This window comes from Saccharothrix xinjiangensis (genome assembly GCF_039527585.1).
Taxonomy (GTDB): Bacteria; Actinomycetota; Actinomycetes; order Mycobacteriales; family Pseudonocardiaceae; genus Actinosynnema; species Actinosynnema xinjiangensis.
On the sequence record NZ_BAAAKE010000029.1, the window covers coordinates 106277 to 133250 of the forward strand.

20 protein-coding genes and 2 CRISPR repeat arrays are annotated in these 26974 nt (G+C 71.0%); of the genes, 5 read left to right on the plus strand and 15 right to left on the minus strand.

Features of this window, described 5'->3' with window-relative positions:
- Positions 1-786: 786 nt before the first annotated feature.
- From ABD223_RS36735 to ABD223_RS36790, 12 genes are all read right to left on the minus strand, one after another.
- Complete coding sequence (locus ABD223_RS36735; protein ID WP_344041638.1) at positions 787-1755, minus strand: hypothetical protein; 969 nt, start codon at positions 1753-1755, stop codon at positions 787-789.
- 510 nt (positions 1756-2265) lie between these two features.
- The gene (locus ABD223_RS36740; RefSeq protein ID WP_344041640.1) at positions 2266-3501 is read right to left on the minus strand and encodes a TniQ family protein; all 1236 of its coding nucleotides are present in this window, start codon (positions 3499-3501) and stop codon (positions 2266-2268) included.
- Entirely contained in the window at positions 3501-4601 is a 1101-nt protein-coding gene (locus ABD223_RS36745; RefSeq protein ID WP_344041642.1) for an AAA family ATPase, read from the minus strand. The genes ABD223_RS36740 and ABD223_RS36745 overlap by 1 nt, the downstream gene beginning before the upstream one ends.
- A complete protein-coding gene (locus ABD223_RS36750; protein ID WP_344041644.1) occupies positions 4598-6628 on the minus strand; it encodes a Mu transposase C-terminal domain-containing protein in 2031 nt (676 codons plus the stop codon). Before ABD223_RS36750 ends, ABD223_RS36745 begins: the two co-directional genes overlap by 4 nt.
- On the minus strand, positions 6625-7365 hold the full coding sequence (locus ABD223_RS36755; protein WP_344041646.1) for a TnsA-like heteromeric transposase endonuclease subunit: 741 nt from the start codon (positions 7363-7365) through the stop codon (positions 6625-6627). The genes ABD223_RS36750 and ABD223_RS36755 overlap by 4 nt, the downstream gene beginning before the upstream one ends.
- Positions 7366-7386: 21 nt before the next feature.
- Positions 7387-8670, minus strand: a complete 1284-nt coding sequence (locus ABD223_RS36760) for an NB-ARC domain-containing protein (protein WP_344041648.1) — start codon at positions 8668-8670, stop codon at positions 7387-7389.
- A gap of 259 nt (positions 8671-8929) precedes the next feature.
- A CRISPR array of direct repeats spans positions 8930-10545; the repeat unit is 28 nt; unit sequence GGACCACCCCCGCTCGCGCGGGGAGCAC.
- Between the two features lie 377 nt (positions 10546-10922).
- Complete coding sequence (locus ABD223_RS36765; RefSeq protein WP_344041650.1) at positions 10923-11420, minus strand: DUF6933 domain-containing protein; 498 nt, start codon at positions 11418-11420, stop codon at positions 10923-10925.
- A 472-nt stretch (positions 11421-11892) separates the two neighbouring features.
- The gene (locus tag ABD223_RS36770) at positions 11893-12834 is read right to left on the minus strand and encodes a carboxymuconolactone decarboxylase family protein (protein WP_344041652.1); all 942 of its coding nucleotides are present in this window, start codon (positions 12832-12834) and stop codon (positions 11893-11895) included.
- A gap of 126 nt (positions 12835-12960) precedes the next feature.
- Entirely contained in the window at positions 12961-13485 is a 525-nt protein-coding gene (locus ABD223_RS36775) for an RICIN domain-containing protein (RefSeq protein WP_344041654.1), read from the minus strand.
- 155 nt (positions 13486-13640) lie between these two features.
- Positions 13641-15479: an endonuclease/exonuclease/phosphatase family protein gene (locus ABD223_RS36780; protein WP_344041656.1), complete on the minus strand. Its 1839-nt coding sequence runs from the start codon at positions 15477-15479 to the stop codon at positions 13641-13643.
- Positions 15454-16608, minus strand: a complete 1155-nt coding sequence (locus ABD223_RS36785; protein ID WP_344041658.1) for a hypothetical protein — start codon at positions 16606-16608, stop codon at positions 15454-15456. The genes ABD223_RS36780 and ABD223_RS36785 overlap by 26 nt, the downstream gene beginning before the upstream one ends.
- Before the next feature lie 24 nt (positions 16609-16632).
- Complete coding sequence (locus ABD223_RS36790; protein ID WP_344041660.1) at positions 16633-17976, minus strand: (5-formylfuran-3-yl)methyl phosphate synthase; 1344 nt, start codon at positions 17974-17976, stop codon at positions 16633-16635.
- 760 nt (positions 17977-18736) lie between these two features.
- On the opposite strand from ABD223_RS36790, the gene ABD223_RS36795 reads away from it, so the two are divergent.
- Positions 18737-19387: an HNH endonuclease family protein gene (locus tag ABD223_RS36795; protein WP_344041662.1), complete on the plus strand. Its 651-nt coding sequence runs from the start codon at positions 18737-18739 to the stop codon at positions 19385-19387.
- A gap of 290 nt (positions 19388-19677) precedes the next feature.
- Here ABD223_RS36795 and ABD223_RS36800 read toward each other — a convergent pair whose 3' ends face one another.
- On the minus strand, positions 19678-20364 hold the full coding sequence (locus tag ABD223_RS36800) for a PIN domain-containing protein (protein WP_344041664.1): 687 nt from the start codon (positions 20362-20364) through the stop codon (positions 19678-19680).
- Positions 20365-20473: 109 nt separating this feature from the next.
- Here ABD223_RS36800 and ABD223_RS36805 point away from each other — a divergent pair, with 109 nt between their 5' ends.
- From ABD223_RS36805 to ABD223_RS36820, 4 genes are all read left to right on the plus strand, one after another.
- The gene (locus tag ABD223_RS36805) at positions 20474-20719 is read left to right on the plus strand and encodes a hypothetical protein (protein WP_344041666.1); all 246 of its coding nucleotides are present in this window, start codon (positions 20474-20476) and stop codon (positions 20717-20719) included.
- 422 nt (positions 20720-21141) lie between these two features.
- On the plus strand, positions 21142-21495 hold the full coding sequence (locus ABD223_RS36810; protein WP_344041668.1) for a histone-like nucleoid-structuring protein Lsr2: 354 nt from the start codon (positions 21142-21144) through the stop codon (positions 21493-21495).
- 171 nt (positions 21496-21666) lie between these two features.
- Positions 21667-22143 (plus strand): DUF6283 family protein, encoded by a 477-nt coding sequence (locus ABD223_RS36815; protein WP_344041670.1) that lies wholly within the window; start codon positions 21667-21669, stop codon positions 22141-22143.
- Positions 22133-22447 (plus strand): hypothetical protein, encoded by a 315-nt coding sequence (locus tag ABD223_RS36820; RefSeq protein ID WP_344041672.1) that lies wholly within the window; start codon positions 22133-22135, stop codon positions 22445-22447. The genes ABD223_RS36815 and ABD223_RS36820 overlap by 11 nt, the downstream gene beginning before the upstream one ends.
- 554 nt (positions 22448-23001) lie before the next feature.
- Positions 23002-24453: a CRISPR direct-repeat array (repeat unit 28 nt; unit sequence GGACCACCCCCGCTCGCGCGGGGAGCAC).
- A 249-nt stretch (positions 24454-24702) separates the two neighbouring features.
- Here ABD223_RS36820 and cas2e read toward each other — a convergent pair.
- The gene (gene cas2e / locus ABD223_RS36825; protein WP_344041674.1) at positions 24703-25062 is read right to left on the minus strand and encodes a type I-E CRISPR-associated endoribonuclease Cas2e; all 360 of its coding nucleotides are present in this window, start codon (positions 25060-25062) and stop codon (positions 24703-24705) included.
- A complete protein-coding gene (gene cas1e / locus ABD223_RS36830) occupies positions 25059-26537 on the minus strand; it encodes a type I-E CRISPR-associated endonuclease Cas1e (protein WP_344041676.1) in 1479 nt (492 codons plus the stop codon). The genes cas2e and cas1e overlap by 4 nt, the downstream gene beginning before the upstream one ends.
- Positions 26538-26974: the final 437 nt, after the last annotated feature.

The following is a 26974-nucleotide window of genomic DNA, read 5'->3' on the forward strand; positions in this document are numbered from 1 at the left end:
CACGCGCCCGGCACGGATTTGGGCGGGTGACCGGTTGCTGCCGCGGCGGGGGCAGGTCCGGCGCCCACCCGGTCGCCGAAGCGGCGGATGCGGTGGGTGGTGTACGGGGTGACGGTGGCCAGGTCGTCGGGGTCGAGCGCCGTCTTCCAGACTGCCGGAACCCCACCTTCCCTAGTGGGTCAACGGCGTTAGTTCACAGAAATCGGCAGATTCTGGCCTACATCCGGCTGGACACCCCGGACCTGCACCACATCGGGTCGGTGGGGCTCCACCTGGCCCGCCGCGGCGTCCTGGTCGCCTGGAGCGCCCGTACGCTGGCCGTCGCGCTGCCGGGCAACTGAGGTTGGCGGTGCTTTCGGCGACCTCGGTGTCGAAGGCGTCGTACCAGAGGATCGTCCACCGGGGGACGTTGATCGTCACGGCGCCGGGGGTGCCCACGGCGGTGCCGGTCCTGGGTTGCACCCTGCCCGGCACGATCGAGGGGACCTCCACCGAGCCGCAGCCGTGGAAGATGCTGGTGGCCACGATGGCTTTGCCGGAGGTGAAACCGGCGCTGATCTGGTTGTCGGCGTCCTCTCACGCCAGGGCGGACCCGGTCGGGTCGGCGTGGGCCGCGGCGGCGGCTGGCGACAGCGCGCAGGCGGTCATCACTGAAGTGGACAATGCGGCGACACGTACTCGTCGTGGACTCCTCCGCTCCCCATCCACAGGGGGAAATCGTGGTGTGGGCCGACGGCCCCCGCGGGCACGGTCGGTGCCCGCCGGGGCCGGCGATGTGGGGCGGGTTCAGCAGTTCTGCACCGTGCCCATGTTGACGCCCCCCAGCACGCAGGTGTCGTCGTCCGGGCCGCCGTCGATGAGGGCGAAGCGAGTATTGGCGGTGATGCCGGCGGCGAGGATGGTGTCTTCGCCGGCCTCGCCGAGCAGTTGTCCCGCGTTGCCCCGGCTGGGGGAGTCGGCGGTGATGGTGTCGTCGCCGTCACCGCCGCGGACCACACCGGTCCGGGCGTTGGCCTCGCCTCCGACGGGGCGGAGGGCGGTGGCGACCAGGGTGTCGTTGCCGTCGCCGAGTTCGACCAGGCGGCCGTTGCCGACCGCACCGCCCTCGATGGTCAGCAGGTCGTTGCCCGCGCCGGCGTCGATCGAGCCGTCATTGCCCAGGCTCAACAGCGGCTGTGCGGCGACTGCGAGGACGGTGTCGTCGCCGTCGCCGCCGAGGATGGTTGCGCCGAGGTCGTTACCGGCCCCGAAGCCGGTGGCGGAGATCGCGTCGTTGCCGGCACCGCCGTCCATCGTGCCCCGGTTGCCGCGTCCGCCGGCGATGGGGGCTTCGGCGGTGAGGATGTCGTCGCCCTCGCCGCCGAGCATGGTGCCCTCGTTGCCGGAGCGTACGGTCCGGGTCTCGGTGGAGGTGATGGTGTCGTTGCCGGGTCCGCCGTCGAGGATGCCTAGATTGGCGCTCAGCACAGCGTCGCTGACGGTGGGGTCGATGGTGACGGCGAAGACGTCGTCGCCGTCGTCGCCGTTGACGGTGGTGCCCTCGTGCACACCGAACGCGCAGACGATCAGGTCGGGGCCGGGGGTGCCGTCGATGGTGGTGGAGGTGACGGTGGTGATGTCGGTCGGGTCGGTGACCGGGGCGATGGTGCAGGTGCTGGCCGTGGCCGCCGACGCGGGCGGGACGACGACCAGGGCCAGGGCCAGAAGGGCCGTGGTGGCCCCGCAGATCGTCAAAGCCGGACGGGTTGTTCTCATGACGCGCTCCGATTCCTTCGGTGGCCCGACGCCGGATCGCGGCCCGACGCCGGTGAAGCACACGTCGGGTCGCGATCGGCCCCCGTCCGCCCTCGGGGTGCGAGGGCCAGCCGGGGTGTCCGTGCCGCGGGTGGGGTGGTGGACCGGGGTCCACCGGGGAGTGATGCGCATCACCTGAACGAAGGATGTGCCGCCGCGCAGCGCAACGCGATGTCGCGTTCGGGTGAACCCGGCCACACCCGAAAGATTCACACGAAAGCGCAGAATCTCTAGACCGAACGGCCTATCGGGAGGGGATGTGGGCCACTGTCACGATGCGGAGCCAACACCGGCGGCGTCCGAAGACCCGCACTCCTGGTGATCGCAGCCGGTGGGGTCCGGCCCGGAACACCGACCACCCGGTCAACGAAGCCCGCCGGTCTCAACCCCCTTGACCTGCTGCGTGGAGGCTGGGTCCGGTTAACTTCGGAACGGGTTGTCCGGGCCTGGTTTTCGGATCGTGGGGTTGGATCAGCCGCCGGGGAAGTAGGGGTGGTCGCGGTAGGAGTGCCGGGGACCGGTCTGGTTGGTCCAGGGCAGGGGTTCGGTGGCGGTGTCCAGCCAGGTCGTGGGTGTCGGTTCGGGCCGGAGGTGGCCGGCTTCGAGCGGGCTTCGCGTTCCGTGCTGCCTGGTGTACGACGGGGTGATGTCGAGTTCGGTGAGGGTGTCGCTGGTGGCCAGTGCGCGGGTGAGACCGAACAGCGGGGCCATCGTGCGGTGGAACAGGATCATCGCGCCGCCGCGGCGGTGTTCGGCGAAGGCGGCGGCGGTGTTGCGGCGGGTTTGCTCGGCGGTGGCGACGGGTTTGCGGTAGGTCTTGCCGCCGAAGGTGCGTTCGCGCCGGTAGGAGCTGTGCGGCAGGACCGGGGGCTGCCAGCAGCGCTGGTCGATCCAGTGCGCGATGGCGTCGCCCGAGCGGAGGGGCCGGTAGTCGGTCAGGCCGAGGCGGCGGGCGATCTCGGCGGCGAAGCGGCGCTGGTCGTCGGGGCCGCCGGCGGCCAGGCGGCGCCCGTGCAGTGGTCCCAGCAGCCCGGCCAGGGCGACGGCTTCGGGGTAGGTGGCGGCGAACAACCGTGACGGGCTGAAGGTGGCGGTCTCGGTGCCCGGTGGGATGAGCAGCCGGGCGCGGCGGTCCCACCGGTGGTGGGCGTCGCCGGGGCCGGTGGGGTCGTGGTGTTGCCAGCGGTGGGCGCAGAGGAAGAAGCCGGTGAGCACGGCGTCGTAGGTCGCGGCCGGGCCGAGGCGGCGCAGCAGCCGCCGGTGGGCGTGCTGGGCGGTGACGACCTCGGGCAGGCCGTGCAGGTCGGGTTGGGGGTGCTCGGCCTGGTCGGGTGGGCCGATCCAGATCCGGTGGCGGGTGCAGAGGTAGTCGTGGTGGCCCAGCAGCCGCAGCGGGGTGCCGCCAGGGTGGGCGGCGTCGCAGCGGTGGCAGCCGCGTTGGGGTTCGTGGCGCAGCGACCACCAGTCCGGGCGGGGCCGGCGCAGCTCGACCACCGCGCGGTCCAGACGTGCGCGGGGCTGGTTGACCACCTCGGTGAACAGGGTGGTGTCCAGCATCCGGCCCGCGCCGTAGGCGCGGCGGCGGGCGCTGACCTGGTCCCAGAGTTCGCGCATCGGCATGGCGTGCAGGGCGGCGAGCCGGGCCAGGTAGGACATGGCGATCTCGTTGGCCGCGGGCCGGACCGCGATCGGCAACCGGGAGCCCATCAGGTGCCCGCCTTGCGCGCGGTGGGCCTGGTCCGGGACGCGCGGCCGGCGGTGGTGCGGCTGCTCGCGCGGTCGGCGGCGTGGTCGACCGGGACCAGGTCCAGCAGCTCGCGGGTCAGGCGTTCCTCGCCGTCGACGGCCAGCAGCGCCCCGCCCCGGACGAGCTGCGAGAGGCTGCCGATCATGCCGCCGGTGCGGTGGTAGAGGTAGTCGGCGAGCCCGACCAGCGTGCCGGGGACGTGGCGGCGCAGGCGCAGCGTGGACTCCAGCGTGGCGACCAGGGCCTGCCAGTCCCCGCGTTGGGCGGTGGTGCCGTGGTCGAACGGCGCGGAGCCGATCAGGGTGAACCGCCCGGCGATCTGCCGCCCGCGGACCCCGGCGAACAGGCCCCCCGACTCCAGCTCGATCCCGGCGTAGGCGAAGGTCGCGGGCAGCCGTTCGGCGAAGTATTTGAGCTGGTCGGAGACCTCCGCGCCGGAGCGGGTGGCCAGGTTGAGGTTGTGCAGCTCGTCGACCAGGACCAGCTCGACCCCCGCCCTGGTGGCGGTGGTGCAGACCGCGTTGACGATCTCGGGCAGGTTCGCCCGCGCCCGGAACTCCAGGCCCAGGAACCGCGCGAACTCCCCCGCGAGCATCTTCGGCGTCGCGGCCGGAGGGACGGTGACGTAGATGACCGGCAGCCTGTGCGCCCCGGCGGCGGCCGGGAGACGACGTCGGGCGGCGCGTTCGTGCGTGCGCCCCAGCAGGGTCAACGCGGTGGTCTTGCCCGTCCCCGACGCACCGGACAGGATCAGCCCGCGCCGCGCGGAGACCTGGCCGCGGTTGAGCTGGACCAGCAGCCGGCCGGTCGCCAGGACCTCCCGGATGGTCGGGGTGTTCACCAGCGGCAGCCGCGCGTGGTAGTCCCGCCGCGCCTCGACCAGGGCGTCGCGCTGCTCTCCGGTCAGCGCCGCCGGCGCGGCCGGACCGGGCTCGGGCGGGGCCTCGATCTGGTCGGCGACGAACCGCGACCAGCCCTCCTTGGTGGTCAACGGCTCCTCGACCACCTGCCCTGCGGGGTCGTCGCCGGACTCGGCGGGACGGTCGTGCAGGCCGGTCATGGCCACCTTTCGGCTTCGGCGTCGGCGTCGAACACGCCGAACGGGATCACCCGCGCGGTCTGCGCGGGCGTCGGGTCCGCCGCGACCGCGACCGTGGCGGGCGAGTCGACGGACGGACGGGCGAAGGTTTCGGCCGCCGCGCGGGTGCGGGCCGCGACCCGCGCCCCGGCCTTGTCGGGGCCGTGTTCGGCGCGGGTGAGCAGCGCGTCCAGGGCGCGGGCGATCTCGGCTTCGGTGACCTGGCGGCCGGACTCGGCGACCAGGCGGCGCGCGTGCCGCCAGGTGAAGTCGGCGAACGGCGCGGTGACCAGCCCCCGGTGCATCCAGGGCGCGGTGACCCAGCCCTCGGGGGTGCGGACGAATACCTGCGACAGGTCATAGGGGTCGTAATGGACCTCCCATCGCCCGTTCTTGCCCGCCAGCCCGGAGTGCTGCCGCCGCCAGGGGCCCAGCTCGGCGCAGTCGTAGGTGCGCAGGTCCAGGCTGATGCCGTAGTCGTTGATCACCCGCCACTTCGCCGGCAGCAGCTCCAGGTAGTCGGTGCCCGAGAGCGTGACCGGCAGGTAGCCGGCGACGGCGACCAGCCCGGCGTAGCGCTCGTTCGGGGTCAGCACCTGGCGTGGCGCGTGCGGGTCGCGCAGCGCCTCGTGCGGCCGGTGCTGCCAGCCGACGATCAGCCACTCGTCCAGCAGGTCCTGCAACTCCCCGACCGTCCAGACCGCCGCGACGTCCCGCCCGCGAAGTGTCGGGTCGGAGCCCTTGAACCCGGCGACGTGTTGCGCGAACAGCGTCTTGATCGCGTCGAACGTCGCCTCGACCACCGACTTGTCTGTCGGCGTGCCCTTGCGCGCCGGCTGGATCGAGATCCCCAACCGCTCGCAGGCCCGGCTGAAGGTCTCCGAGACGAACACCCTGCCGTGGTCGATGACCACCTGGTCCGGGACGATCACCGGCCGCGCCGCCGCCTCGCGCATCCGCGCGTCCACCGCCAGCAGCCGCTCGTGCGGCAGCACCGACCCCGCCATCCCCAGCGCCGGCGACCAGCCCGGCCGCATCGGCTCCGGGACCAGCATCCTCGCCAGCAGCAACGCCGCGTCCACCGCCTTCGTGCCGACCGGGCGCAGCACCGCGGCGCAGATCGTGCGCGTGGCGACGTCGACGGCGATGGTCAGGTCCGCCCTGACCGGGACGCCGTCGGCTGCCAGCACCAGCACGTCGATCGGCGTGGAGTCGATCTGGACCTGCTCCCCGGGCCGCGTCGCCAGCGTCACGGTGAACTCCCCGTCGGGCCGGTTCGCCGTCTGCCGCCGCGTCACCGCCGACCCGAACGTGTGCCGCCCGACCGACAACCGCTCGACCAGCGCGTAGAACGCGGTCTTGCCCGGCAGCGGCACCACCCCCGGCCCGTGCAGCTCCTCCACCCGCTTGACCGCGCGCCGGATCAGCCGCGACCGCGTGCCCGTGGAGGCGTTCGCCTCCGCCGCGATCAGTTCCCGCAGCACCGCCACCACCCTGGCGTCGGCCTGCCCCGCGACGTCGAACCGGCGCGTCGCCCGCTGGTCGACCAGACCCCACAACCCCTGCGCCGCGTAGCGCGCCCGCTTCACCTCCAGCGTGCGGACCGTGACCCCCAACTCGGCCGCCTTGACCCGCTGCCGGTCGGTCAACGACGTCGCAGCCGGGTCGTAGCCGGGTCGCGGCGCGGCGCCTTCCGCCCCCGGCGGCAGGCTGGTCTCGACCTCCACGACATGCGCGCGCCAGCACCGCGCGGCCTCGACCACCTCCGCGGGCAACGCCTCCAACAGCCCGAACGGCTCGACCGCCGGCGTCGGTGCGGGCTGCCCGGCGGCGTCCAGGACCGCGAAGTCCGCCGCCGCCATCAGGTGCCCGGCCAGCACCACCTGCTCCGCCCCGGACTCCTCCCGCAACCGCACCGACGTGCCCGCCAACCCGACGACCAGGTGCTCCCCGCCGTCGAAAGCGACCGTGTCCCCCACCCGCAGCACCGGCCGCGCCAGGCCCGTCACCAGCTCACCACCGCCCCGGTGTGCAGCGGCGTCGACAGCTCGACACGCAGCTCCCGACGCCACAGCAGGTGAAACAACACCGGCAACACCGCGATCGGATCACCCACCGCCCCCGCGCCCTCCAGCAGCCCGGCAGGCTCGGCGAACACCTCCCGCAGCGCGCCCGCGACCGCCGCCAGGTCGTGGCGCGGGTGCCGGTAGGCGGCCAACCATCGCACGTTGCCCATCAGCACCGGCGCCGCCGCGTCGACCACCTCGTAACGCCAACCCAGCACCGCGCACGCCCGCGCGGTCACCTCGAACGCCACCCGGTCCCGCGGCTTGATCCGGGCTGTCGGGCGGCAGTCCAGCACCAGCGCCGACCCGTCGACCAGCCGCGCGAAGTAGTCCGGCGCGTGCGAACGCCGCTTGCCCTCGGCGGTGGTGAAGAACAACCAGAACGGCTGCGAGGCGATCCCCACCACCGCAGGGTCGAAGTCCAGCAGGATCAACCGGTCCCGCTCCAGCCACGACTCGAACCCCACCAACGTCTCCGTCGTGGCGGTCCACCAGCGGCCCACGTGGTGCCGCTGCCCCTTGAACGACGGGAACCCCCGCACCGGCCGACACGACTCCAACGGCACCGACCACGCCTCGGTCAACCCCACCCGCTGCTCGCCGAACTCGTCCGCGAAGACCAGCTCGAACCCCTCGGACGCCGGCGGGGCGCCCCCTGGCAGCACACCCAGCTCCGGCACACGGCGCATTCTCCAGGCCGATCACCACCGCCCCACAGCGACCCGAACGGTAGGCCCGAACACCCGAAGCGTGGCCCGAAAGGTAGGTCCGGAATCCGAAGAGTCGGAGCGGTCCGGACACAGGTAGTGGTCGACCAGTCGCCGCAGTGCCGGTGCTACCCGGTCGGGCAGGTCGCGGACCGCGCGGTCGGCGGCGTGCAGGCGCACCAGGTCGTGCAGGCGGTAGCGGCCGGGCGAGGGTTGTTGCGTCAGGGAGGCGCGCTCCAGCGCGCGCAGCAGCACGGCCGTCCCGGTGGGGTTGAGTCCTGTGGTGGTGGCGGCGCTCTCCGGGCCGAAGCCGGTGCCGGGTGCGATTCCCAGCAGGGCGAACGCCTCGGCTCGGTCCGGCGGTAGTGCCGCGTGCGACCACGAGAGCACGGCGGTGAGGTTGGCCGGGGAGTCCTCCTCGTCCAGGGCGGTGAGGCGGGTGGTGACGTCGCGCAGTTCGGCGGCAAGCACCGCCAGGGGCAGGTCCGGGTGCGCGAGCGCTCGGCCCGCGACGATGCCCAGGGCCAGGGGCAGTCCGGCGCAGCAGGTCAGCAGTTCGGCGGTGGCCTCCGGTTCGGCGGCGAGCCGGTCGGGGCCGAGGCGGCGTTCGAGGAGGCGGCGGGCCTCGGTGTCGGACAATTCGGTCAGCACGAGTGCGTGGGCGCCGTGGCCGGTGAGCAGGCCGGGCAGGTGGTGGCGGCTGGTCACGAGGACCGCGCAGGAGGTGCTGCCGGGCAGCAGTGGGGCCACTTGGCCGGTGTCGGCGGCGTTGTCCAGCACGACCAGCACCCGCCGGTCCGCCACCAGGCTCCGGTACAGTCCGACCTGGGCCCCCGGTTCGGGCGGTACGCGGTCGGGTGCCACGCCAAGGCCCGTCAGAAAGCCGCGCATCGCGGCCTCCGCGGACAGCGGTGCGCCGTCGGATGCGAAGCCCCGCAGGTCGACGAAGAGCTGGCCGTCGGGGAAGCGGTCGGCGTTGCGGTGCGCCCAGTGCAGGGCGAGCCAGGTCTTGCCGATGCCGCCGACGCCGGACAGGGCCGAGATGAGCACGGTGCCGCCGCGGTCGGCCGCGTCGTCGAGGAGTTCGGTCAGCCTGGTCAGCTCGTGGCGGCGTCCGGTGAACCCGGCGGGTGGGGCGGGGAGCTGGCGCGGCACGGGGGTGACGTGCGGGGTGACGTGCACGCCGCCGGTGATGGTCCCGGCCTGGACGAGCGGGGCGAGCACGGGACCGGTCACGACGTTGTGGACGCGGTCGCGGTTTTGGTCATGTCCCGGCATGGCGCGGCCCCTGTCGAAGGTCCTCCGACAGGGAGTATCGGCCGGGATCACCCAGTGGCGCTTTAGCCGAACGTGGGACAGGTGACGGTGGCCAGAACCGCCGGTCGGTGCCGCCGCTCACGCCCTCGGCGTCGCGGAGGTGGAACAGGGAGGCGTGGGCCGCGATGAGGGCCGCCCTGGTCGCGTCGACGTCGCCGGCCACCGCGTGGGTGAAGGCGTTGCCCAGATCCGCGACAACGGCTCGTTCGTGATCCACACGGGACCACCCCCGCTCGCGCGGGGAGCACACGACAAGCCACAGCGCGTGAGGGGTCGCAGCCGGACCACCCCCGCTCGCGCGGGGAGCACCAGACGCACACGAGCCATGTGGATCACTCCCGTGGACCACCCCCGCTCGCGCGGGGAGCACCCGTGGGAGAGGGCGTCGAGCATGGTCTCCGGCGGACCACCCCCGCTCGCGCGGGGAGCACCGCGAGGTCAAGGGCGCCATGGCCGGCATGCACGGACCACCCCCGCTCGCGCGGGGAGCACGCGGGATCGGTCGGCGCCGTGCTGCTGTCCCGCGGACCACCCCCGCTCGCGCGGGGAGCACGCGGGATCGGTCGGCGCCGTGCTGCTGTCCCGCGGACCACCCCCGCTCGCGCGGGGAGCACTCTTCGTGTCCGCGTTGAGCACCTGGCGCAGTGGACCACCCCCGCTCGCGCGGGGAGCACGACGCAGTAGGCCCAGCCGCCGGCGGCCTTGGGGGACCACCCCCGCTCGCGCGGGGAGCACCTGACCGCGTACCAGCTCGCGCAACAGGGCAACCGGACCACCCCCGCTCGCGCGGGGAGCACCGCTCGAACATCACGACCTTGTTCCGGCCCGCCGGACCACCCCCGCTCGCGCGGGGAGCACATCAGCTCGTCTCCCCCCGACAGCGCGGGCAGGGGACCACCCCCGCTCGCGCGGGGAGCACCACCCCAAGATCGAGCCGCTGTCGGACCGCGCGGGACCACCCCCGCTCGCGCGGGGAGCACTTGTCCACGTCGGTCTGTAGGTCGTTGATGTAGGGACCACCCCCGCTCGCGCGGGGAGCACCATCTGGATCATGCCGTCGCCGGTGGCCTGGAAGGGACCACCCCCGCTCGCGCGGGGAGCACGAGCTGGCGCCGGGCTGGCCCTCGGCCGAGGTCGGACCACCCCCGCTCGCGCGGGGAGCACACGCCGGGCGTGGCGCCGGGCGTGGCGGCCGGCGGACCACCCCCGCTCGCGCGGGGAGCACGACCACCACCGCGTGAACTACGCCGACGCCGCGGGACCACCCCCGCTCGCGCGGGGAGCACGACTCGCCCGACCTCAGCCCGGCGTGGCGCGACGGACCACCCCCGCTCGCGCGGGGAGCACTCCAGGCGCAGCCACACGGTGTAGCCCGACCAGGGGACCACCCCCGCTCGCGCGGGGAGCACGCCCCCGTAGCCCAACCGGCAGAGGCGCCCGCCGGACCACCCCCGCTCGCGCGGGGAGCACGAGGCCTTCGTGGCCGGGGTGCGGGCCGGCGAGGGACCACCCCCGCTCGCGCGGGGAGCACCTGAACTCGCTGTTCCGGCAGATCGTGCGGAAGGGACCACCCCCGCTCGCGCGGGGAGCACGAGGTCATCCCGCCCGGCCTCGACGTCGAGGCAGGACCACCCCCGCTCGCGCGGGGAGCACCTGAACTCGCTGTTCCGGCAGATCGTGCGGAAGGGACCACCCCCGCTCGCGCGGGGAGCACCAGGGCTGTGGGTGACCTGGAGCCGCGCGGGGCGGACCACCCCCGCTCGCGCGGGGAGCACGAGGTCATCCCGCCCGGCCTCGACGTCGAGGCAGGACCACCCCCGCTCGCGCGGGGAGCACACTTCTTGACCAGGTACTTTACAGGGCAAAGTGTGCTTTTTCATTCGGTTCGTTCCAGTCTCGTATATCGGTGAACTGTCTGTGTCCTCGAGATGAGGGACGTTGATCGTGCATGACGAGACCGAGACGGCCGAACCCGCGCCGAGACCTACGAAGACGGCATATCCACAGTTGGACACGCGTCGTTCGATGAGCCGGACGGACCGGCTGTCAGTGGCCAGTGCGATCTTCCCACTGGCGGCCACTTAGCGGGGAGGTATCTGGCCGTGTCATCGTTACGCCTGGTGAGATTGCCTGCCGTCGGTCGTTCCATCTCAGGTGGACTGGACAGTGTGTCCCGTGGCGTGCGGACGGGTCTGCCAGTCGCATGCCCGGTGTCAGGTCGTGATCGCCTGCGATGTGGCGGCGAGTTCACGGTCCGGGCTGATGTTGCGGCGGTACAGGGGGCTGCAAGGGGTTGCGGCGAGCCGGACCGCAAGGGCGACGAGGTCCACGGTGGGATCGTCGTCGTGGTGGATCTGAGCGAGGCGGGCGAAGTCGGTCATGACGCCCACGACGCTGCGGTTGGCGGTGACACCGAGCTGGGTGGTCTGCATGTGCCGCCGTTCCCGGTCGACGATCGCGGAAGGTGCGTCCAGGGAGGTCAGTACCGTGCCGATCCGCTCGGCGAGCCTGCCGGTCAGAGTCGCCGCGGGCGCCAGGGGCAGCAGCACGGGAAGCAGCGTGGTCTCATTGACCAGCAGCACGACCCGTGGCCGCCAGAACAGGACCGTGGCATACCACGGGCCTAGCAGCGTCGTGCCGCGATCGTCGTCGGGTGCGGTGGGCGGACCTGCCAGCCGCAGCAGCTTTCTGGTGGCACGCACGATCAACACCCGACCATCCTGCCCTCATCGCGACCGCGGTACACCACCACGCCGGCCTTCGAAGCCGCCGGGTATGAAAGTCGGCTCGGCGCGGCTTGTTCGCGGCGGCGCGAACCGGCCCGACGTGACGAGCACGCCAGCAGGGCTGCCCCTGTTACCGACCGTGCATCTGGCCGTGAGCGGGGACTGCAACTGGCTGCACTCGGGGAATCTGGGCTGGCCGCTGACAACCGGATCGCAGACCCTGTGCGACCGGGTCGTTCCTGCTCGGTGGGGGATGTGGAGGTGTCGGCCGCCGGGATTGTGCGACGGCAGCCGTTCGTGCTCGCGTAGTGAGCACGGCAACGAGTTCACCGACTTCAGGTTTCCATGGTGACGACCTTCGGTTCACGCGGTGAGCAGCAGAGCTTTGTTCCTGCTCGAGAGGTCGCCTGTCGGGGTTGCGCCGTGTATTCATCAAGATTATCGCTGTGGTCGGGGGTCAGCGTTCGCTCGTGGCGACTGGTTCGCGTGGCGCGGGTGCGGTGTGGGGGTGGGTGTTTCCCCAGCCGGTGGGGCCCAGCAGGGCGTTGTTGCGGCGTCGGATGCTGGTGGGGACGGTGGTGTTGTAGACGGCGATGAAGTCGATTTCGTCGTCGGGCACGGAGGCTTCGTCGTAGGTGTGCAGGACGGTGAACCAGGTGTTGAGCAGGCCGCTGAAGTGGACGGCGAGCCAGGTGAGTTCGACGAGCATGCCGGTGGCATAGGCGTTGTGGTAGGCGGGGGTGTCGGTGCCCGGGTACTCGTCGAGGCCGTGTGCGGTGATGGCGGCGGGCGCGTGGTCGAGCAGGACGTGGTGGGTGTCGCGGACCTGGTCGTCGGTGACGGCGTGGGGGTGCGCCTGGGTGGCGACGGCCAGGTGGAGGCAGGCCAGGTGCAGGGGGGTGTAGGGCGGGGCGTCGGGCTGGTCGAAGGCGGGGTTGCCGTGTTCGTCGACCAGGTGCAGCAGCATCTGCTCGGCCATCCGGGCCCGGGTTTCCGGGTCGGGGTGGGGCAGCAGTTCGGACAGGGTGTTGTAGCCGATGACGGTGTGGTGGGTCATGGAGTAGCGGCTGCGGTTGAGCAGGCTGACGACGTTGATCACGAGTTCTTTGGTGACGCGGTCCAGGAAGCCCGAGGTGGGGTAGCGGACGGTGCTGCCGTGTTCGGTGTCGGGGTTGGGAATGTCGGTCAGCTCCCCGGCGTCGAAGATGACCGAGTTGGCGTAGGGGACCTCGGTGATGGCCAGGGCGGGGTGGTGGGCCATGGTGCGGAAGAGGTTGCTGGGGATGCCCCAGGTGGCGATGCTCAGCTCATAGGCCGCTTCGACGTCGGGGTTCATGCGGCTGCGGGGCAGCGGGGGCACGCGGGTGCCGGTGGTGGGGATGACGAGTTCGTCGGTCATCGGGGGAGGTCCTTTGATCGCGGGGTGTCTCGGGAAGACCGGTGGGTACGGGGGTGCCGGTGGTACCGGGAAGGGTGCGTCGCCGGTGTCGCTGTCGACGGCGCGTGGTGGTGCGGGGACCTCGGGTCAGTCTTCTGCCTCGACGGCCGTCCACCGTTGGTTCGGGTCGTCCTCGTCGCATGCCTCCTCGACCAGGCGCCCGCCCGGCCGCAGGTCGGGCGTGGCGATGCACGTGTGCGAGGCGGCGTTCTCCAACCGCCAGGTGTCGAAGTGGTCGTCGGCCGCCACGTAATACCAGGTCTGCGGGCTGTGGTAGTCGCAGGTGATCTGCACCAACCGCCTGCTCGGCTCTCCCCTGGGGGCGGTGAACTGCAGGCACTTGCCGGTGGCGACGTTCTCCAGGTGGGTGATGTCGTTCTCGCTCAGCTCCCATTGTTGTTCGGTCAGGTGGGCCGGTGGGGCCAGTTCGGCGGGCGCCCCCTCCTGTGAGGAGTGGTCCTCGACGCTCAGCGCCAGGTAACGCGCCTGTGCGGGAATCAGGTAGGAGTCCAGGAACGACTCGGCGGGTGCCGCGGACGCGGTGATCGGCAGTGCGGTGGCGGTCGGCAGCACCGACGCGCACGCGATGGCGCTGACAACAGGACGACGCATGACATGCCTCCTTCGAGTCCAGGAACGCTGCGGTGTGCGCGGTCCGATCTCGGACGGCGATGACACGACGTGGTGCTCTTCCACGCGACGAGTGCCGGCGGAGACCGGTGAGCACGTCGTCGCTGGCCCCTCGGTGCCGGTCGTGGTAGGAGGGGTCAGGGGACGTGCAGCCGGACCACTTGGGGGTCGTGGTCGCTGACCTGGTCGTGGAACTCGGCGTTGACGTGGACGATGTCGTAGTCGTGGCGGCCCGCGGTCAGGGCGGGGCTGAGCAGGACGTGGTCGAGGATCTGGGCGTTGCCCTGGTAGAGGTAGGTGTAGCGCTCGGCTTCGGGCAGTGTGGCGGGCAGGTCGGTCAAACCGAGGTCTCGCAGGGTGCGCAGCGGCGCGGAGTACTCGGTGTCGTTGAAGTCGCCGGCGAGCACCAGGCGTGCGTCGCGGTCGCGGTCGAACAGTTGGCGGGCGAAGTCGGCCAGGACCGTGGTCTGCCGGGCGCGGCGTTCGGTGCTGGGGGTGCGGGGCGGTTGGAAGCGGCCCAGGATCGGGTCGTCGCCGCGTTTGGCGGACAGGTGGTTGGCCACGACCACCAGCCTGGTCCCGCGGAAGACGAACTCGCCGGCCAGGGATTTGCGGGTGTCGGTGAAGGCGGAGTCGGTGGGTTCGATCCGGCCGGGGCTCAGCGTGAGGGCGCCGTCGGGGGCGATGCGGACCGGTGTGGTGGCATCGCCCCCGGGCCGGTCGGTGAAGGTCAGGCCGATGTCGGTGCGGAACAGGAACCCCACCCGGATGTTGCCACCGCGCTGGCCGCCGTCGGCGTTGTCGACCGGGTCGATCTGGCGGTAGTCGTAGGCGGGGCCGCCGACCGCGGCGATGCCGTCGATCAGCGTGTGCCAGGTCTGGTCGGCGGCGGTGACGCCGCTGTCGGTCGGACCGTCGTTGTCCTGGATCTCCTCCACCACGATCAGACCGGGCGAGGCGAGGTTGGTGGTGATGGTGCGGGCCAGTTCGGTGACCTTGTCCTGCGGTGAGACCGCCGAGAGGTTCTCCACGTTGAACGTGGCGATGGCCAACTCGTCGGCTTGCGCGGGACTGGTGGTCTCCCGGTTCAGGTGCGGCGCGGGCAGCTGCGCGACACGGCAGGTGGCCAGGATCTCGTAGGCGCCGTAGCGGTAGTCCAGCACGCCGCAGGCCGGTGAGAGCCGGTCGCCGACGTCGAGGTCGGCCGGGATCGCCTCGCGCAGCAGCCGGGTGGTGAGGGTGAGGCGTTCGGGGTTGGCGTCGTGTTCCCGCACCGGCAGTGCGCCGCGGCTGGACAGGATGGTGGCATCCGCGCCGTCCTCGGCCACGACGGTGACCCGCCTGCCACTGCGGCTGCTCAGGGTCGGGGACACCGCCAGGGGCACGTCCACGCGCACGGACATGCCCTCCAGCGACTCGTAGAAGTCCAGACCCTGGCCGGCGGCGTCGAAGGCGGGACTGTCCTCGACGTTGCCGGTCGCGTCGTCCTTGACCACCTCATCCGGTGGGACGCGGCCGGCCCGTCCGATCGAGGTGGGCTCGGGCAGCTCGTGGCGTCCGAGGAGGGTGGCCGAGGCGGGTCCGCCGATGCGGGTGACCGACAGGTTGGCGTTGGCCGCGGTGTCCTCGCCGTCGCGCACTTCCTGCACCGTGCCCGACACGCTGACCAGATCGCCCTGCTTGACGCCGACCTTGCCGACCACGACCTGGATGCCCTCGGAGGTGGCCGGGTCGTGGTCGGGAGTGGTCGACTGCATCCAGAACGTCTTGCGGTAGGCGTCGGTGGCGATCACCACGCCGCGGACGTCGGTCACTGTGCGGCCCAGTAGGGGCGAGCGGTGCCCGGCGCCCTGCACGTCGTGCACGTCCACGCGCAGCGGCGGCTGCGGCGGGCTCGCCGAGGCCGGTGAGGGACTCAGCAGTACCAGGGCGGCGGCGACAGTAAATGCCTCACGCGCGCATGACGACGGTGTCATCACCGTGTTGCCTTTCCGTGGAAGGGTCCGATGGTTCGCGGGGAGCCACCAGTTCGGGAACGATGCCGAAGGGCCAGGACACCTCGCCGTGCGGCAGCTCGGGCGCGATGGCGGCCACCGTGCCGCGCGGACGGAGCGCGGCGTCGGCCTCGGGGTCGACGACCTCGTAGCCGGGCAGCGTCTCGGCCTCGGCATCGCCCAAGGACAGCTGGCGGCTGTCGAAGAACCCGGCCATCTCCTCGCCCACCCCGTAGACGGGGTCGGCGCGGCGGACCTGGTTGAGCCGGTGCCGGATGTTCCACTCGTCGTGGCTGCCGAGGCTGAATCCGGTGCCCGCCCGGGTGCCGTAGTAGACCAGGAACGCCCGACGACGCGCCTCGTACAGCACCGCGTCCCCGGGCTGGATCGGATCCAGCGGGCGACGCCGGCCGTTCTCGAGCACGGTGGCGAAGTCGAGGTAGAACTGCCGGTCCACGCCGTAGCGGCGGGCGAAGTAGCCGTCCATCCGGTCGGTGAGCGACTCGCCGCCGCTGCGGCGGGCGAAGAACTCCCGCGCGTCGGTGGGGCCCAGGAAGTAGTAGGCGTCGAACGCGCCACCGAGCTTGAGGTCCCTGCGCGCCGGGTCGGTGAGGTAGTCGTCCTCGATGAGCACCCGCGACCACATGCGCATGTAGTCCCCGCCGGTCGGGGTGGCCTGACTGAGCAGCTTCTCCAGCGTCAGCCCGGGGTACTTGCCCTGCAAGGCCTGGATGTGGCGGGTGATCAGGCCGGTGCCCTGCCGGGACTCCAGCTGGTAGTCGGCCGGGTTGAGGAAGAAGAACCGCTCGCCCCACTGCTCGGTCAACCGGCGCGCGGTGTGGTGGGCGATGTCGACGTTGGTGGCGAAGTGGCCCCCGGCGCGGGAGCTGATCGGGCAGCTGAGGTAGACCACGGCGCGGCCTTCGGCGCGGACACGCGCCAAATCGGACTTGATCAACGCCGTGTGCAGTTCGAACACGTCGAACCACGCGCCGGTGTGCCAGGTGAACTTCATGATCGGCCGCTCGGGGACCGGGTAGCCGGTCTCGGTGCCTGTCGACCACTCCTGGTCCTGGGCGGGAGCGGCGGGCGTGTCGCGGGTGTCGGTCATGGCGGGGCGCCTCCAGAGAACGGGTCAGAACGGTTCGAGCCGGCCGTACTCGTCGGACCAGTACACCTCGGTGATGTCGGGGAAGTTCTCCTGCAGCCGGCCCACGGCCTTGTCCACGCCGTCCACGCCCTGCATCTTCTTGGGCAGCCACAGGTAGCCGCCCTGTTCCGGGGGGATCAGACCGCGCACCAGTTGCCGCATCATCACCTGGTCGCGCCGCGAGGCCACCTGATCCTCCTTAGGCGTCGGCGCGGAGGGATCGCGCAGGATCGCCGAGGCGCCGCCGCGGGTGGAGACCTGGTCGGTCCGGGGCACCAGCCGCCAGATCTGCTGGGCCTGGTAGCTCTGCAGCGACCCGGCCAGGTTGGCCTCCACACCGCGGTAGTGGCAGTAGTCGACGAAGAACCTGATGTCCTCCACCGACAGGATGCCCTTGCGCACCAGGGCCTCGTCGCCGGTCCCGGTAATGTCGAACCGGTTGAAGTCGACGATGCCTGGCCCTTCGGATCCGACGGGCTCGGTGGTGTCGACCAGGCTGACCCGGGCGACCTTGAACAGGATGCTGGTGTCGAGCATGATGCCGTCGGCCCCGGAATCGGCCGTGGCGTCGACCATCTTCTTGATCGCCTCGCGGTCGGTCCGCTCGGCAGGGGTGAGCCCGAACTGCGAGTGCGGGAACGGATCATTGATCTTCACCCGGATGGTGTCGGTCCACGGCGGCAGCACCCCGGCGTCGATCAGCTCCTGCAGGCTGGGGCGGTGGTCGAACAACGGCTTGCCGTCGGGCCCGGTCAGGTACCGGTAATAGTCCGGCAGGTCGACCGTGCCCTCGACCGGCCCGGCGGCCATGGTGGGGGAGAACTCCCGCAGCGACACCAGTTCCCGCACCACCAGCGGGTTGTTCTTGCGTTCCCGCCACAACGGCAGGTCCTGCACGAACAACACCGACATGACCTGGCTGTGGCTGAACTGCTCGGTGCGGTTGAGCGTGCGCACCACCTCGGTGAGCACTTCTTTGAGGATCGGCAGGTGCATGCCGTCCAGCCCGACCTTGACGATGTTGCACGGGTGCACGCGGGTGCCCATCGACACCGCCACCCCCAACGCCGCCTGCGCGGCCTTGCCCGCGATCTCATACGGCGACTTCTCCACCGCGTGCCCGCTGTCGGTGCGCCGGAACAGCAGTTGGTCCTCGCCGATGTTGGTGCTTAGCTGCACCTCCTGATCGCGGGTGTAGTTGAGCACCGCGTCGGAGATGTCCATGATCGCCTGCGGTTTGATGTTGCCCAGCGCGCTGCGCGGATCCTCGCTGTCCACGATCCGCGCCCCGCCCAGCACCGCCTCCCGCGCCTCCTGCGTGTCGAACACACTGACCAACAGCTTTCTGTTGGCGTGCCGATCACGCACATCACCCGCAACACGCTCTGCCATCACGCATCACATCCCTGTATTCAAAACGAAACCCCGTCGATGCAAGCAAGGGGCCGCCGGCGATGCCAAGACGATCGGAGACCGACCATGCGATCGTGCAGCCGATTCACCACAGCCACCAACCGGCCGCCACTCCCTGTGAACACATCTGCCGCGCGGATCACCTTCCAAGGCGACAACGCTCTCCCACCGGGGCCCGCTACCTCCCCTGGCCATTCCATGCGTGATCCAAGACATGCCTTCCGCCGCGAGCAGGCGAGAAACCGACGTGTGACTTCGCCGAGCTTCGTCGACGGCGCAGACATCGTTGTGTCCCGGGGCATGCGACGTCATCGGCCGCTGTACCACCGTTGCTCACCTCGCCAGGGCGCTCCGGCGCCTGTCCTCACCGCGCGCAGGCAAGACCGGACCCGACCGGTCCTGAAGGGATTTCCGGTGGAGTGTCGCACTGCGCTGCCACCGGATCGGAACGACGAAGACCGTCGACCACCCACAGCAGGACGGCCAGCCGCCGCCAGGATCACGTGATTGCTCCCGATCGCGCCCCTCAGGGATGAACCGATACCCCAGCCGGGTGCCGTATCCCTATTCGGACGGCCGAACACCGCTTGTCACCGGTACTGCTGACCACGACCGGACAAGTCGGCGTAGTACAGGCAGGAGCGTGGTGGGGATGCGGACGTGGTGGCGGGCAGCGGTGACGGCCGCGGTGTGCATGACGGTGGCGACCGTATCGCCGGGCGCGGTGCACGCCGAAACCACGGCGCGGGATGACATACGCACCGGGGTGCCGCTGCGACTGGCGGTACAGCGACTGGCGGTGACCGACGAGCAGCGCGAGGGCTATGAACGGACCAAATTCAAGCACTGGATCGACGCCGACAAGGACGGCTGCAACACCCGCGTCGAGGTCCTGCTCGAAGAGGCCGTGGAGGCGCCGGAGATCACCGGCCGCTGCACCCTAGACGGAGGACGCTGGTACTCCTTCTACGACGACGTCCACGTCGACGGCCCCAAGGGCCTGGACATCGACCACATGGTGCCCCTGGCCGAAGCCTGGGACTCCGGCGCCTACGACTGGACCCCGCAACGACGCCAGGACTACGCCAACGACCTCGGTGAACCCGTCGCCCTGCTGGCGGTCACGGCACGATCCAACCGCAGCAAATCCGATCAGGACCCCACCACCTGGCTACCGCCCTACGAGGGAGCCCTGTGTCGCTATGTCGGCGCGTGGGTCTCGGTCAAGACCCGTTGGAGCCTGACCGTGGACCAGGCCGAGCGCGACGTGCTGGCCGCCAAGGCAGAGGGCTGCCCGGACGAACAGGTCGCCGTCGAACCGGCATAGGCCACAACGGATCCCGCGGCACACCGGCCCGACCGTGATCCGGCCGATGGGTGGCGATGGTCACGGTCGTACGAGAGGCTGGTGAGCAAGTCGCGAAGGGCTGCTTCCGTGTATGCCGCGGCTCGGCGACCCATACGGGTGCACGGGTGACCGGGCGGGCCGTCTCGCCGTAGGGGATCCACCGGTACTTGTGTCGGGTCATGGTCGTGCTTCGAGTGGCGCGTGGAGTGCGACGCTCGAGTCCGGTTTCCCTTCTTGTCCCTGTGGTCTGCTCCAGGCGTCGCCGGGTGTCATCGGCGTGCGGACAGCCTGTCGACCAGGCGCTTGCCCACGCCCGAGCCGATGCCGGCCACGAACGCGACTCCGAGCGCTGCTGCGGCCCGTCCTGCCGGAAACAGTGCGGCGCGGTGTCGGGACTGTGCGGTGCAGCAGGTCGTGTCATCGTCGACCGGACCGCGGACGGGCGTCCGGGGAGGCGTGAACCGGACGGGCCGGTCGGATGGTCGGTCCTGGGGGAGAGGTGCGGGTTTGGGGACGCGGCGGAGGCGGTGAGCGGTGTGTCGCAGGCGTGCGGCGACCGGTTGACCCTGCCAGGCCAGGACCTCCAGCTCGCCCAATGACGCCAACTGGGAGAAGCGGCCGTCGGCGGAGGCGACCACGAAGTCGCCGTGCGTCCGGCTGTCGTGCAGGCGGCGGGCGTGCCGCAGCAACGCGTGGTCGGCGGCGTCGGGTCCGTCGTCGACCGGGATACAGCCCACTCCCAGCTCCGCCAGGTGCGAGGACAACGGGTCGTCGGCCTGGTCGGTCCGGGCGTTGTAGGCGGCCACGGCATGGTGCACCGGTCCGGCGGCGACCAGGAGCGCCTCCATCCGGGCCCGCGCCACCGGACGCGGGGTGCACGCCACACCCACCATGTTGTCCACATCGATCAACAGCACCCGAGGCCGCGCCACGCCGTCCACGACGTGGATTGTCACCGCTGACCGGTGAACCCGCAGACCGCCTCGGCAGGAGCACACGATCGGCGCCCGGACGTGTGGCCGGTGAGGTCTGCACCTTATCGAGGCTGGAGAAGTCCCGGCTCAGGTGACGGACGTCGTGTCGGTCGATGTCCGAGGGCCGGCGCAGGCGGACGAGCCATGCGCGGACGGCCGGCTGGTGGCGTCGCGCTCCGGCCACGCCGGTCTGGAAGGCCGCCGGTCGACGACGAGCCGACCGGTCAAGCCACGGACCCGAGGCCCGCCCGACAAGGCCGACCTGGGTAAGGGGGTGCATGCGGTCGGCACCGTCGAAGCGCTGCGCCCCGTTCGGGTGGCCGGCCCATTCGGGTGACCTGGCCCGCACCTGCGGCACCGAAGAACGAGGCGGTGACTGCGAGCACGTTTCCTGTCGGCGAAGGCAGAGCCGGCTTCTGCTGCTCAAGGCCGTGTTGAACCGCCCCGCTCGTGCGGGGAACAGGTGAGGGTGGTCGCGTGACCACGCAGCCCGACCGCAACGACCAACACCGCGGAGCCGAATCCAGAGTAGAACCGACTGTCGTTCCGACATCGCCGACCGGAGTGGCGCAACGGCCGTCTCGGGTTCCCGGGGAAAGCTCGTCGGATTTCACTTGGTGAACCTGTTGCATCAATTCTTGTGCGTCAATAGTATCGCGATGCACAATCAAGTCGGCTCGTGTGGCCACCTCGGTTGGTTTCGTCTGTAAAGCTTGGGGCGCTCGTGGGGTGTTGCGAGCTTCGGTAGGGAGTCTTTGCATGGCACGGCAGACCATCGTCCAGTTGGTCGACGACCTCGACGGCGGCGAGGCGCACGAGACCGTCGGGTTCGCCCTCGACGGTGTCGACTACTCCATCGACCTGTCCGCCTCCAATGCCGACAAGTTGCGCGCCGCGCTGGCCGACTTCGTCGCGAAGGGCAGGCGCGCCGGTGGACGCACGCACCGGAGCCAGCGGCCGCGCCGTACCCGGACGACCGTTCCTTCCGGTGGCGACAAGCAGCAGAACCAGGCCATTCGCGAGTGGGCCAGAAGCCAGGGACGGGAAATCTCCGACCGCGGGCGCATCCCCGGCGCGCTGATCGAGGAATTCCAGCAGGCCCACTCCGCCTGAAACGGGCCTGCGCCCGTGCTTGCGGATGCGAGCCGGCATGGCGGAGACCGGGCGAAGAGACGGCGCGGCGTTCCGGCACCGGTCGGTACTTCAGACGGCAGGATGGGAGGCAACCATGCGCCACCCATCCTCAACAACAGCACCGGCAGCCCTCAACCGGGAGGAACCGACTTGACCGACGTCGACCGGCCCAGAGTCGTCATGGTCCGCCCCGCCGGAGACGGCACGTGGGGTGTGGTCACGATCGAACGTCGAGGACACGCCCACCGGACCGAGCCGTGCCCGCGTTGCCCCTGGCGCCGCGACGCCCCGCTCAACGCATTCCCGCCGCAGGTCTTCCGCGACAGCGCCCGCACCACATACGACCTGGCCACCCACACCTTCGGCTGCCACGGCTCACCCCGCACGACCCCGCAGACCTGCGCCGGGTTCCTGCTACGCGGGGCCTCGGACAACCTCACCGTCCGCATGGCGGTCCTCAACGACCGAATCGACCCGGGCTCGATCAGCAGCCCGGTGGAGCTCTATGCGGACTATCGCGCGATGGCCATCGCCAACGGCGTCGACCCGAGCGACCCGGCGCTGGCACCATGCCGCGGCGACCGACCGCTGATCGACCACGACCACACCGGCGACGATGGCGACTGAGGACGACCGGCGCGACCCGTTCGCCGGCATGTTCACCGTGGCGTTGATCAAAGGCGCGGTCGAGGGCGACACGTATCGGCACTTCGGATCCTTAGGAGGTATTGCGCAGCACCTGGCAACCACGCGATGCCTCGGACTGATCGACCCTGAAGACGAGCACACGGCAACCGCTCGCGCCCACGCCCTGTACCGGCACCACCGGCTGGATCGCCTGCCCCCAGGGCGGGCCTACCTGACCTGGACCGGTTCGCCGATCGTGGAGGCGGTGCTGGCCGATCTGTTGCCCGACACCACGACGGCGTGAAGAATCCAGGTGTCTCTCGGCACCGGGCAATGTCCGGGTGTCATCAGGTCCGGCCGGATCGGTGGTCTCGTGATCGTCCGGTGTCGGTGGTGTAGCCGATGAAGTGGAGCTCTGCCGAGCGGTCCCGGACACCGCCGCCGCGTCTGTGACGACGAATGCCTACATCGCCACCACAAGGCCAGTCCGTTGGTCTTTGATCCGCATCGCCAGGCACCGACTCGCCCAACCCCGGTGGCTCGGAAACAGACACCGACACCTGCGGCTGGAGTACTAGGCCGAAGGCGGGTTTACCCATTTCTTCGACCGGGTTGTTCGCGACACCGCCGCGGCCCGCCTCCACAGCCACCTCGGTCTCACCGACCAAGGGCACCGCGCACCCTCGCTCGCGCGAGGGGCACATGCCGACCAGGCGCGGCTCGTCGTCGACGAGCGGACCACCCCCGCTCGCGCGGGGACCACTGCGGTGTGCGGCGCAACGCGGTGAGCGCCGTGGGACCACTTCCGCTCGCGCGAGGGAGCACGTGGTCATGCCGCGCCGGGCGTTGACCACCTGGGGACCATCCCCGCTCGCGCGGGGAGCACCCCTGGCGGTGGCCGCCGGCATCCCCGTCCACGGGACCATCCTCGCTCGCGCGGGGAGCACGTGCGCGGTGGCAGCGCCTCCTGTCCGGAGATCGGACCACCCCCGCTCGCGCGGGGAGCACCCTGACTGCGCCCTCCACGCCGTCGTACTCCGGGGACCACCCCCGCTCGCGCGGGGAGCACTGAAGTCGTCAGCGTCAGACACCGGCGGTCTCCGGACCACCCCCGCTCGCGCGGGGAGCACAACGGGGACGTGATTCAGGGCGTGGCCCCCGGGGGACCACCCCCGCTCGCGCGGGGAGCACCTTGAGAGCTTCCTCGTCGACACGGGCCTCGGGGGACCACCCCCGCTCGCGCGGGGACCACCCCCGCTCGCGCGGGGAGCACATGGAGCTGGCGCGCGGCTCGGCGCTGACCACCGGACCACCCCCGCTCGCGCGGGGAGCACCGACCGTGTCCGGCGTCGCCGGGGTGCAGCGCGGGACCACCCCCGCTCGCGCGGGGAGCACGACCTGATGCAGCAGCTGGGCGAGTTCGCCATGGGACCACCCCCGCTCGCGCGGGGAGCACACCCACCGGACCATGCGGTCGGCCAGCGCCTGCGGACCACCCCCGCTCGCGCGGGGAGCACGGGGACACCACCTAGCATGAGGACCGTGGAGGCGGACCACCCCCGCTCGCGCGGGGAGCACCGGAGATCCCGGAGGTCCTCTGCGACCACCTCGGGACCACCCCCGCTCGCGCGGGGAGCACCGCGTTCGCACCGAGGGCGGCCGGGTTCGCCGGGGACCACCCCCGCTCGCGCGGGGAGCACGCCCAGACCCCCGCGTCCGACTTCGAGGCCGAGGGACCACCCCCGCTCGCGCGGGGAGCACCTGATCGAGCACTTCGAGCTGGTGGACCACTCGGGACCACCCCCGCTCGCGCGGGGAGCACCTACAGACCGACGTGGACAACCTCCGGCGGGACGGACCACCCCCGCTCGCGCGGGGAGCACGAGATGTCCTGGCGGACACCGACCTTGAACTCGGGACCACCCCCGCTCGCGCGGGGAGCACATGGAGCTGCGCGACCCCGACGCGCTCTACCACGGACCACCCCCGCTCGCGCGGGGAGCACCGTAGGGGCTCATCCGGTGGCCTCCTGGGAGTCGGACCACCCCCGCTCGCGCGGGGAGCACCGACACCCTGCTTGACATTGTGTTGTGTGAGCCGGACCACCCCCGCTCGCGCGGGGAGCACGCCAGCCCGAGCTGGGCGCCGTAGGTCTTGCCCGGACCACCCCCGCTCGCGCGGGGAGCACTGCCGCAGTTCTCGCTGTACCTGTTCTACATCGGGACCACCCCCGCTCGCGCGGGGAGCACGCCGAGGTGCGCGCCTACGCGGCGAACGCCGGGGGACCACCCCCGCTCGCGCGGGGAGCACCCTTTTTGACCAGGTGGTTTGCAGGTCGGAGTACGTGTTTTTATTCGGTTCATTCTGGTCTCGTATATCGCGGGGGTCGCCTGTGTCATCGACAGGTGGAACGCCGGCCGTGTGCGGGGTGACCGACGGCGGCTGGCCATTCGCCGACATGTGCGACGAGTGGTCATGACCGTGGCCGGGCGCATCGTCTGCGAGACGAGTGGGGCCTGGTCGGCGAATCCTGCCGACCAGGCCCCGCTGATGCTTTGATCAGCGTTTGTTGTAGCGGCGTCGGCGGGCGGCGTTGCTCCAGTTGCGTCCGCCGGTGGTCTGCGGGGCGGTGTCGGTGTCGTCTGGGTCTGCAGGGCGGAGCATGAGCTGGATGCCGTCGTAGTCGACGGGGTGCCAGTCGTGGCGGTGGACTTTGAAGTCCAGGCCCTGTTCGTTGTTGGCGTGGAAGACCATGATGGCCCGGCCCGACTTGACCATCTCGACCACGCGGACCCACATGAGGTTGCGGACGCGGCTGCTGATCTTCCCGACGAAGACGCCGGGGGAGATTTCCAGCAGCCAGCGGGTCAGGTGGCCGCGCAGGCCGACAGGGCAGGCGGCGACGACGATGACGGTCAAAAGTCACCGTCCTGGTCGTCGTAGTTGGTGCCGCCTGCGACGGCGCGGCCGTTGTCGTCCCAGAGCATGACGACGTTGCTGTCGAAGTCGGGGTCTTCGAAGGCTTCGGGGCCGTATTCGACCCGGCCCTCGTCTTCGCGGAGCAGGGTTTTGATGTCGCGGACGCACCTGTCGAAGAAGACGCCGTCGCGCATGCGGTCGCGGACGGCACGGCGGGTTTCGGTGCCGATGTCGGCGACTTCGCGTGCGGTGACGTCGAAGGCGATGGGGATGGTGATGTCGGCTTTGTAGAGGTCGGCGATGTCGTAGACGAAGGACTTGACGTGGCCGGTGTGGACGAAGCCGAGGCCGGGGGCACAGCCGAGGGCGACGATGACGGCGTGCACGACGCCGTAGAGGCTGGTGTTGGCCGCGGACAGTGCCCTGTTGACCGGGGTGCCGGAGTCGAAGTCGGAGACGTCGTAGTCGCGGCGTTGCCACTGCACGCCGGTGCGTTGGGCGTGTTCGCGGTACAGGCGGCGTACGCGGGCGCCTTCACGGCCCCGCAGCTGTTGCATGGTGAGGCTGTCGGTGTCCTCGCCGAGGAAGCGCATCGCGTACATCTGGCGTGCCACGCGCAGCCGGGAGGGTGCGGCGAGGGTGCGGCCGTGGGCGTAGTAGCGCACGGCGTGCTCGCCGACCCACACGGCGGTGGAACCGCTTTCGGCCAGCAGCACCATGGCCTGCTGGGTGACGTTGGTGCCGGGTCCGAGCAGCAGGGCGCCGAGGGTGGCGGCGGGGATGTGCACGGTGCCGCGTTTGTCGGTGGCGGTGATGGCGTTGTCGTCGCGGCTGACCTCGCAGTGCTCCAGGTACAGAAACGACAGGCGGTCCTGGGCCCGGACGAGCTGGGAGAGCGGGACCGGCTTGGCACCGGGGATGTCAGGCACGGAACTCCTCGGACACGGAACTTCTCGAATAGGTGCCGCCCGGGAACGGGGCTGTTCAGGCGCGGCGGACGGGGGCGAGAGGGTGAGCAGGCCGCAGCCGTAGCCCTTGGCCGGGCCGATGCCGGTGACCAGGGCGGCGCGCAACAGGTCGGCGTCGAGGACCTCCGGGTGACCTTCGAACACCGCGGTGGACAGGGTGACGTGGGAGCCCTGCCGCTTGAACGTCACGTGCTCGCGGCCGCGGACGGCGACGTCGGGCTCCTTGTGCTCACCGACGACCACGGAGAAGCCGTGGCGTTCGGCACGGGTGAGCAGCCACTCGGTCTGCTGGGCGACGGTGACGTGCCCGAACCGCTGGGACCGCGTCGAGTCGGGGCTCTTGCGGCGACTGCTGACCGGGTTGGCGCGCAGCCGGAAGGCCCACTGCCCGCCGACGGTGATCCGGTCGAGTAGGGGTTGGTGGTCGCGGGTGTCCCAGGTGTGGGTGGTGGGCCAGCCGACCTGTTCGACCAGGTGGATCAGGTTCGGAGGACTTGGACCAAACACCGGACCATTCCACCTGTGCAGGGAGCACTGGCCGCGTTGCGCTCGCGCTTCACTCGGTACGGGATCACCCCTCTGCGCGGGGAACATTCGATCTGCCGGGTATGTAGCGGGCCACCATCTCTCCTGCAGGGAGTGCCCGGCCATCGCCATGATCAGGACTGAGTCGGTCACACTATTCCCCCTGGTGTGAGGGGCGCACCGTGTGCGTGTGTACGCAGACGCGCCTTGCGTGGTGCAGTAGGCTCTGCAGTGTCCAAGGGCCGTCAGGTACAGCTAGTGTAATGTCAGTCCTGGCGGGTGCGGATCGGTAGTTGTCAATTCGGATGAGACAGGTTGTGTTTAAGGGGTCGATTGCGGTTGCTCGACGGGCTGGTTGATCCAGGTCGCATCGGGCAGTCGGGGTGGTCGGGGGCGGCGCGCGAAGCGTTGTGGGTGTC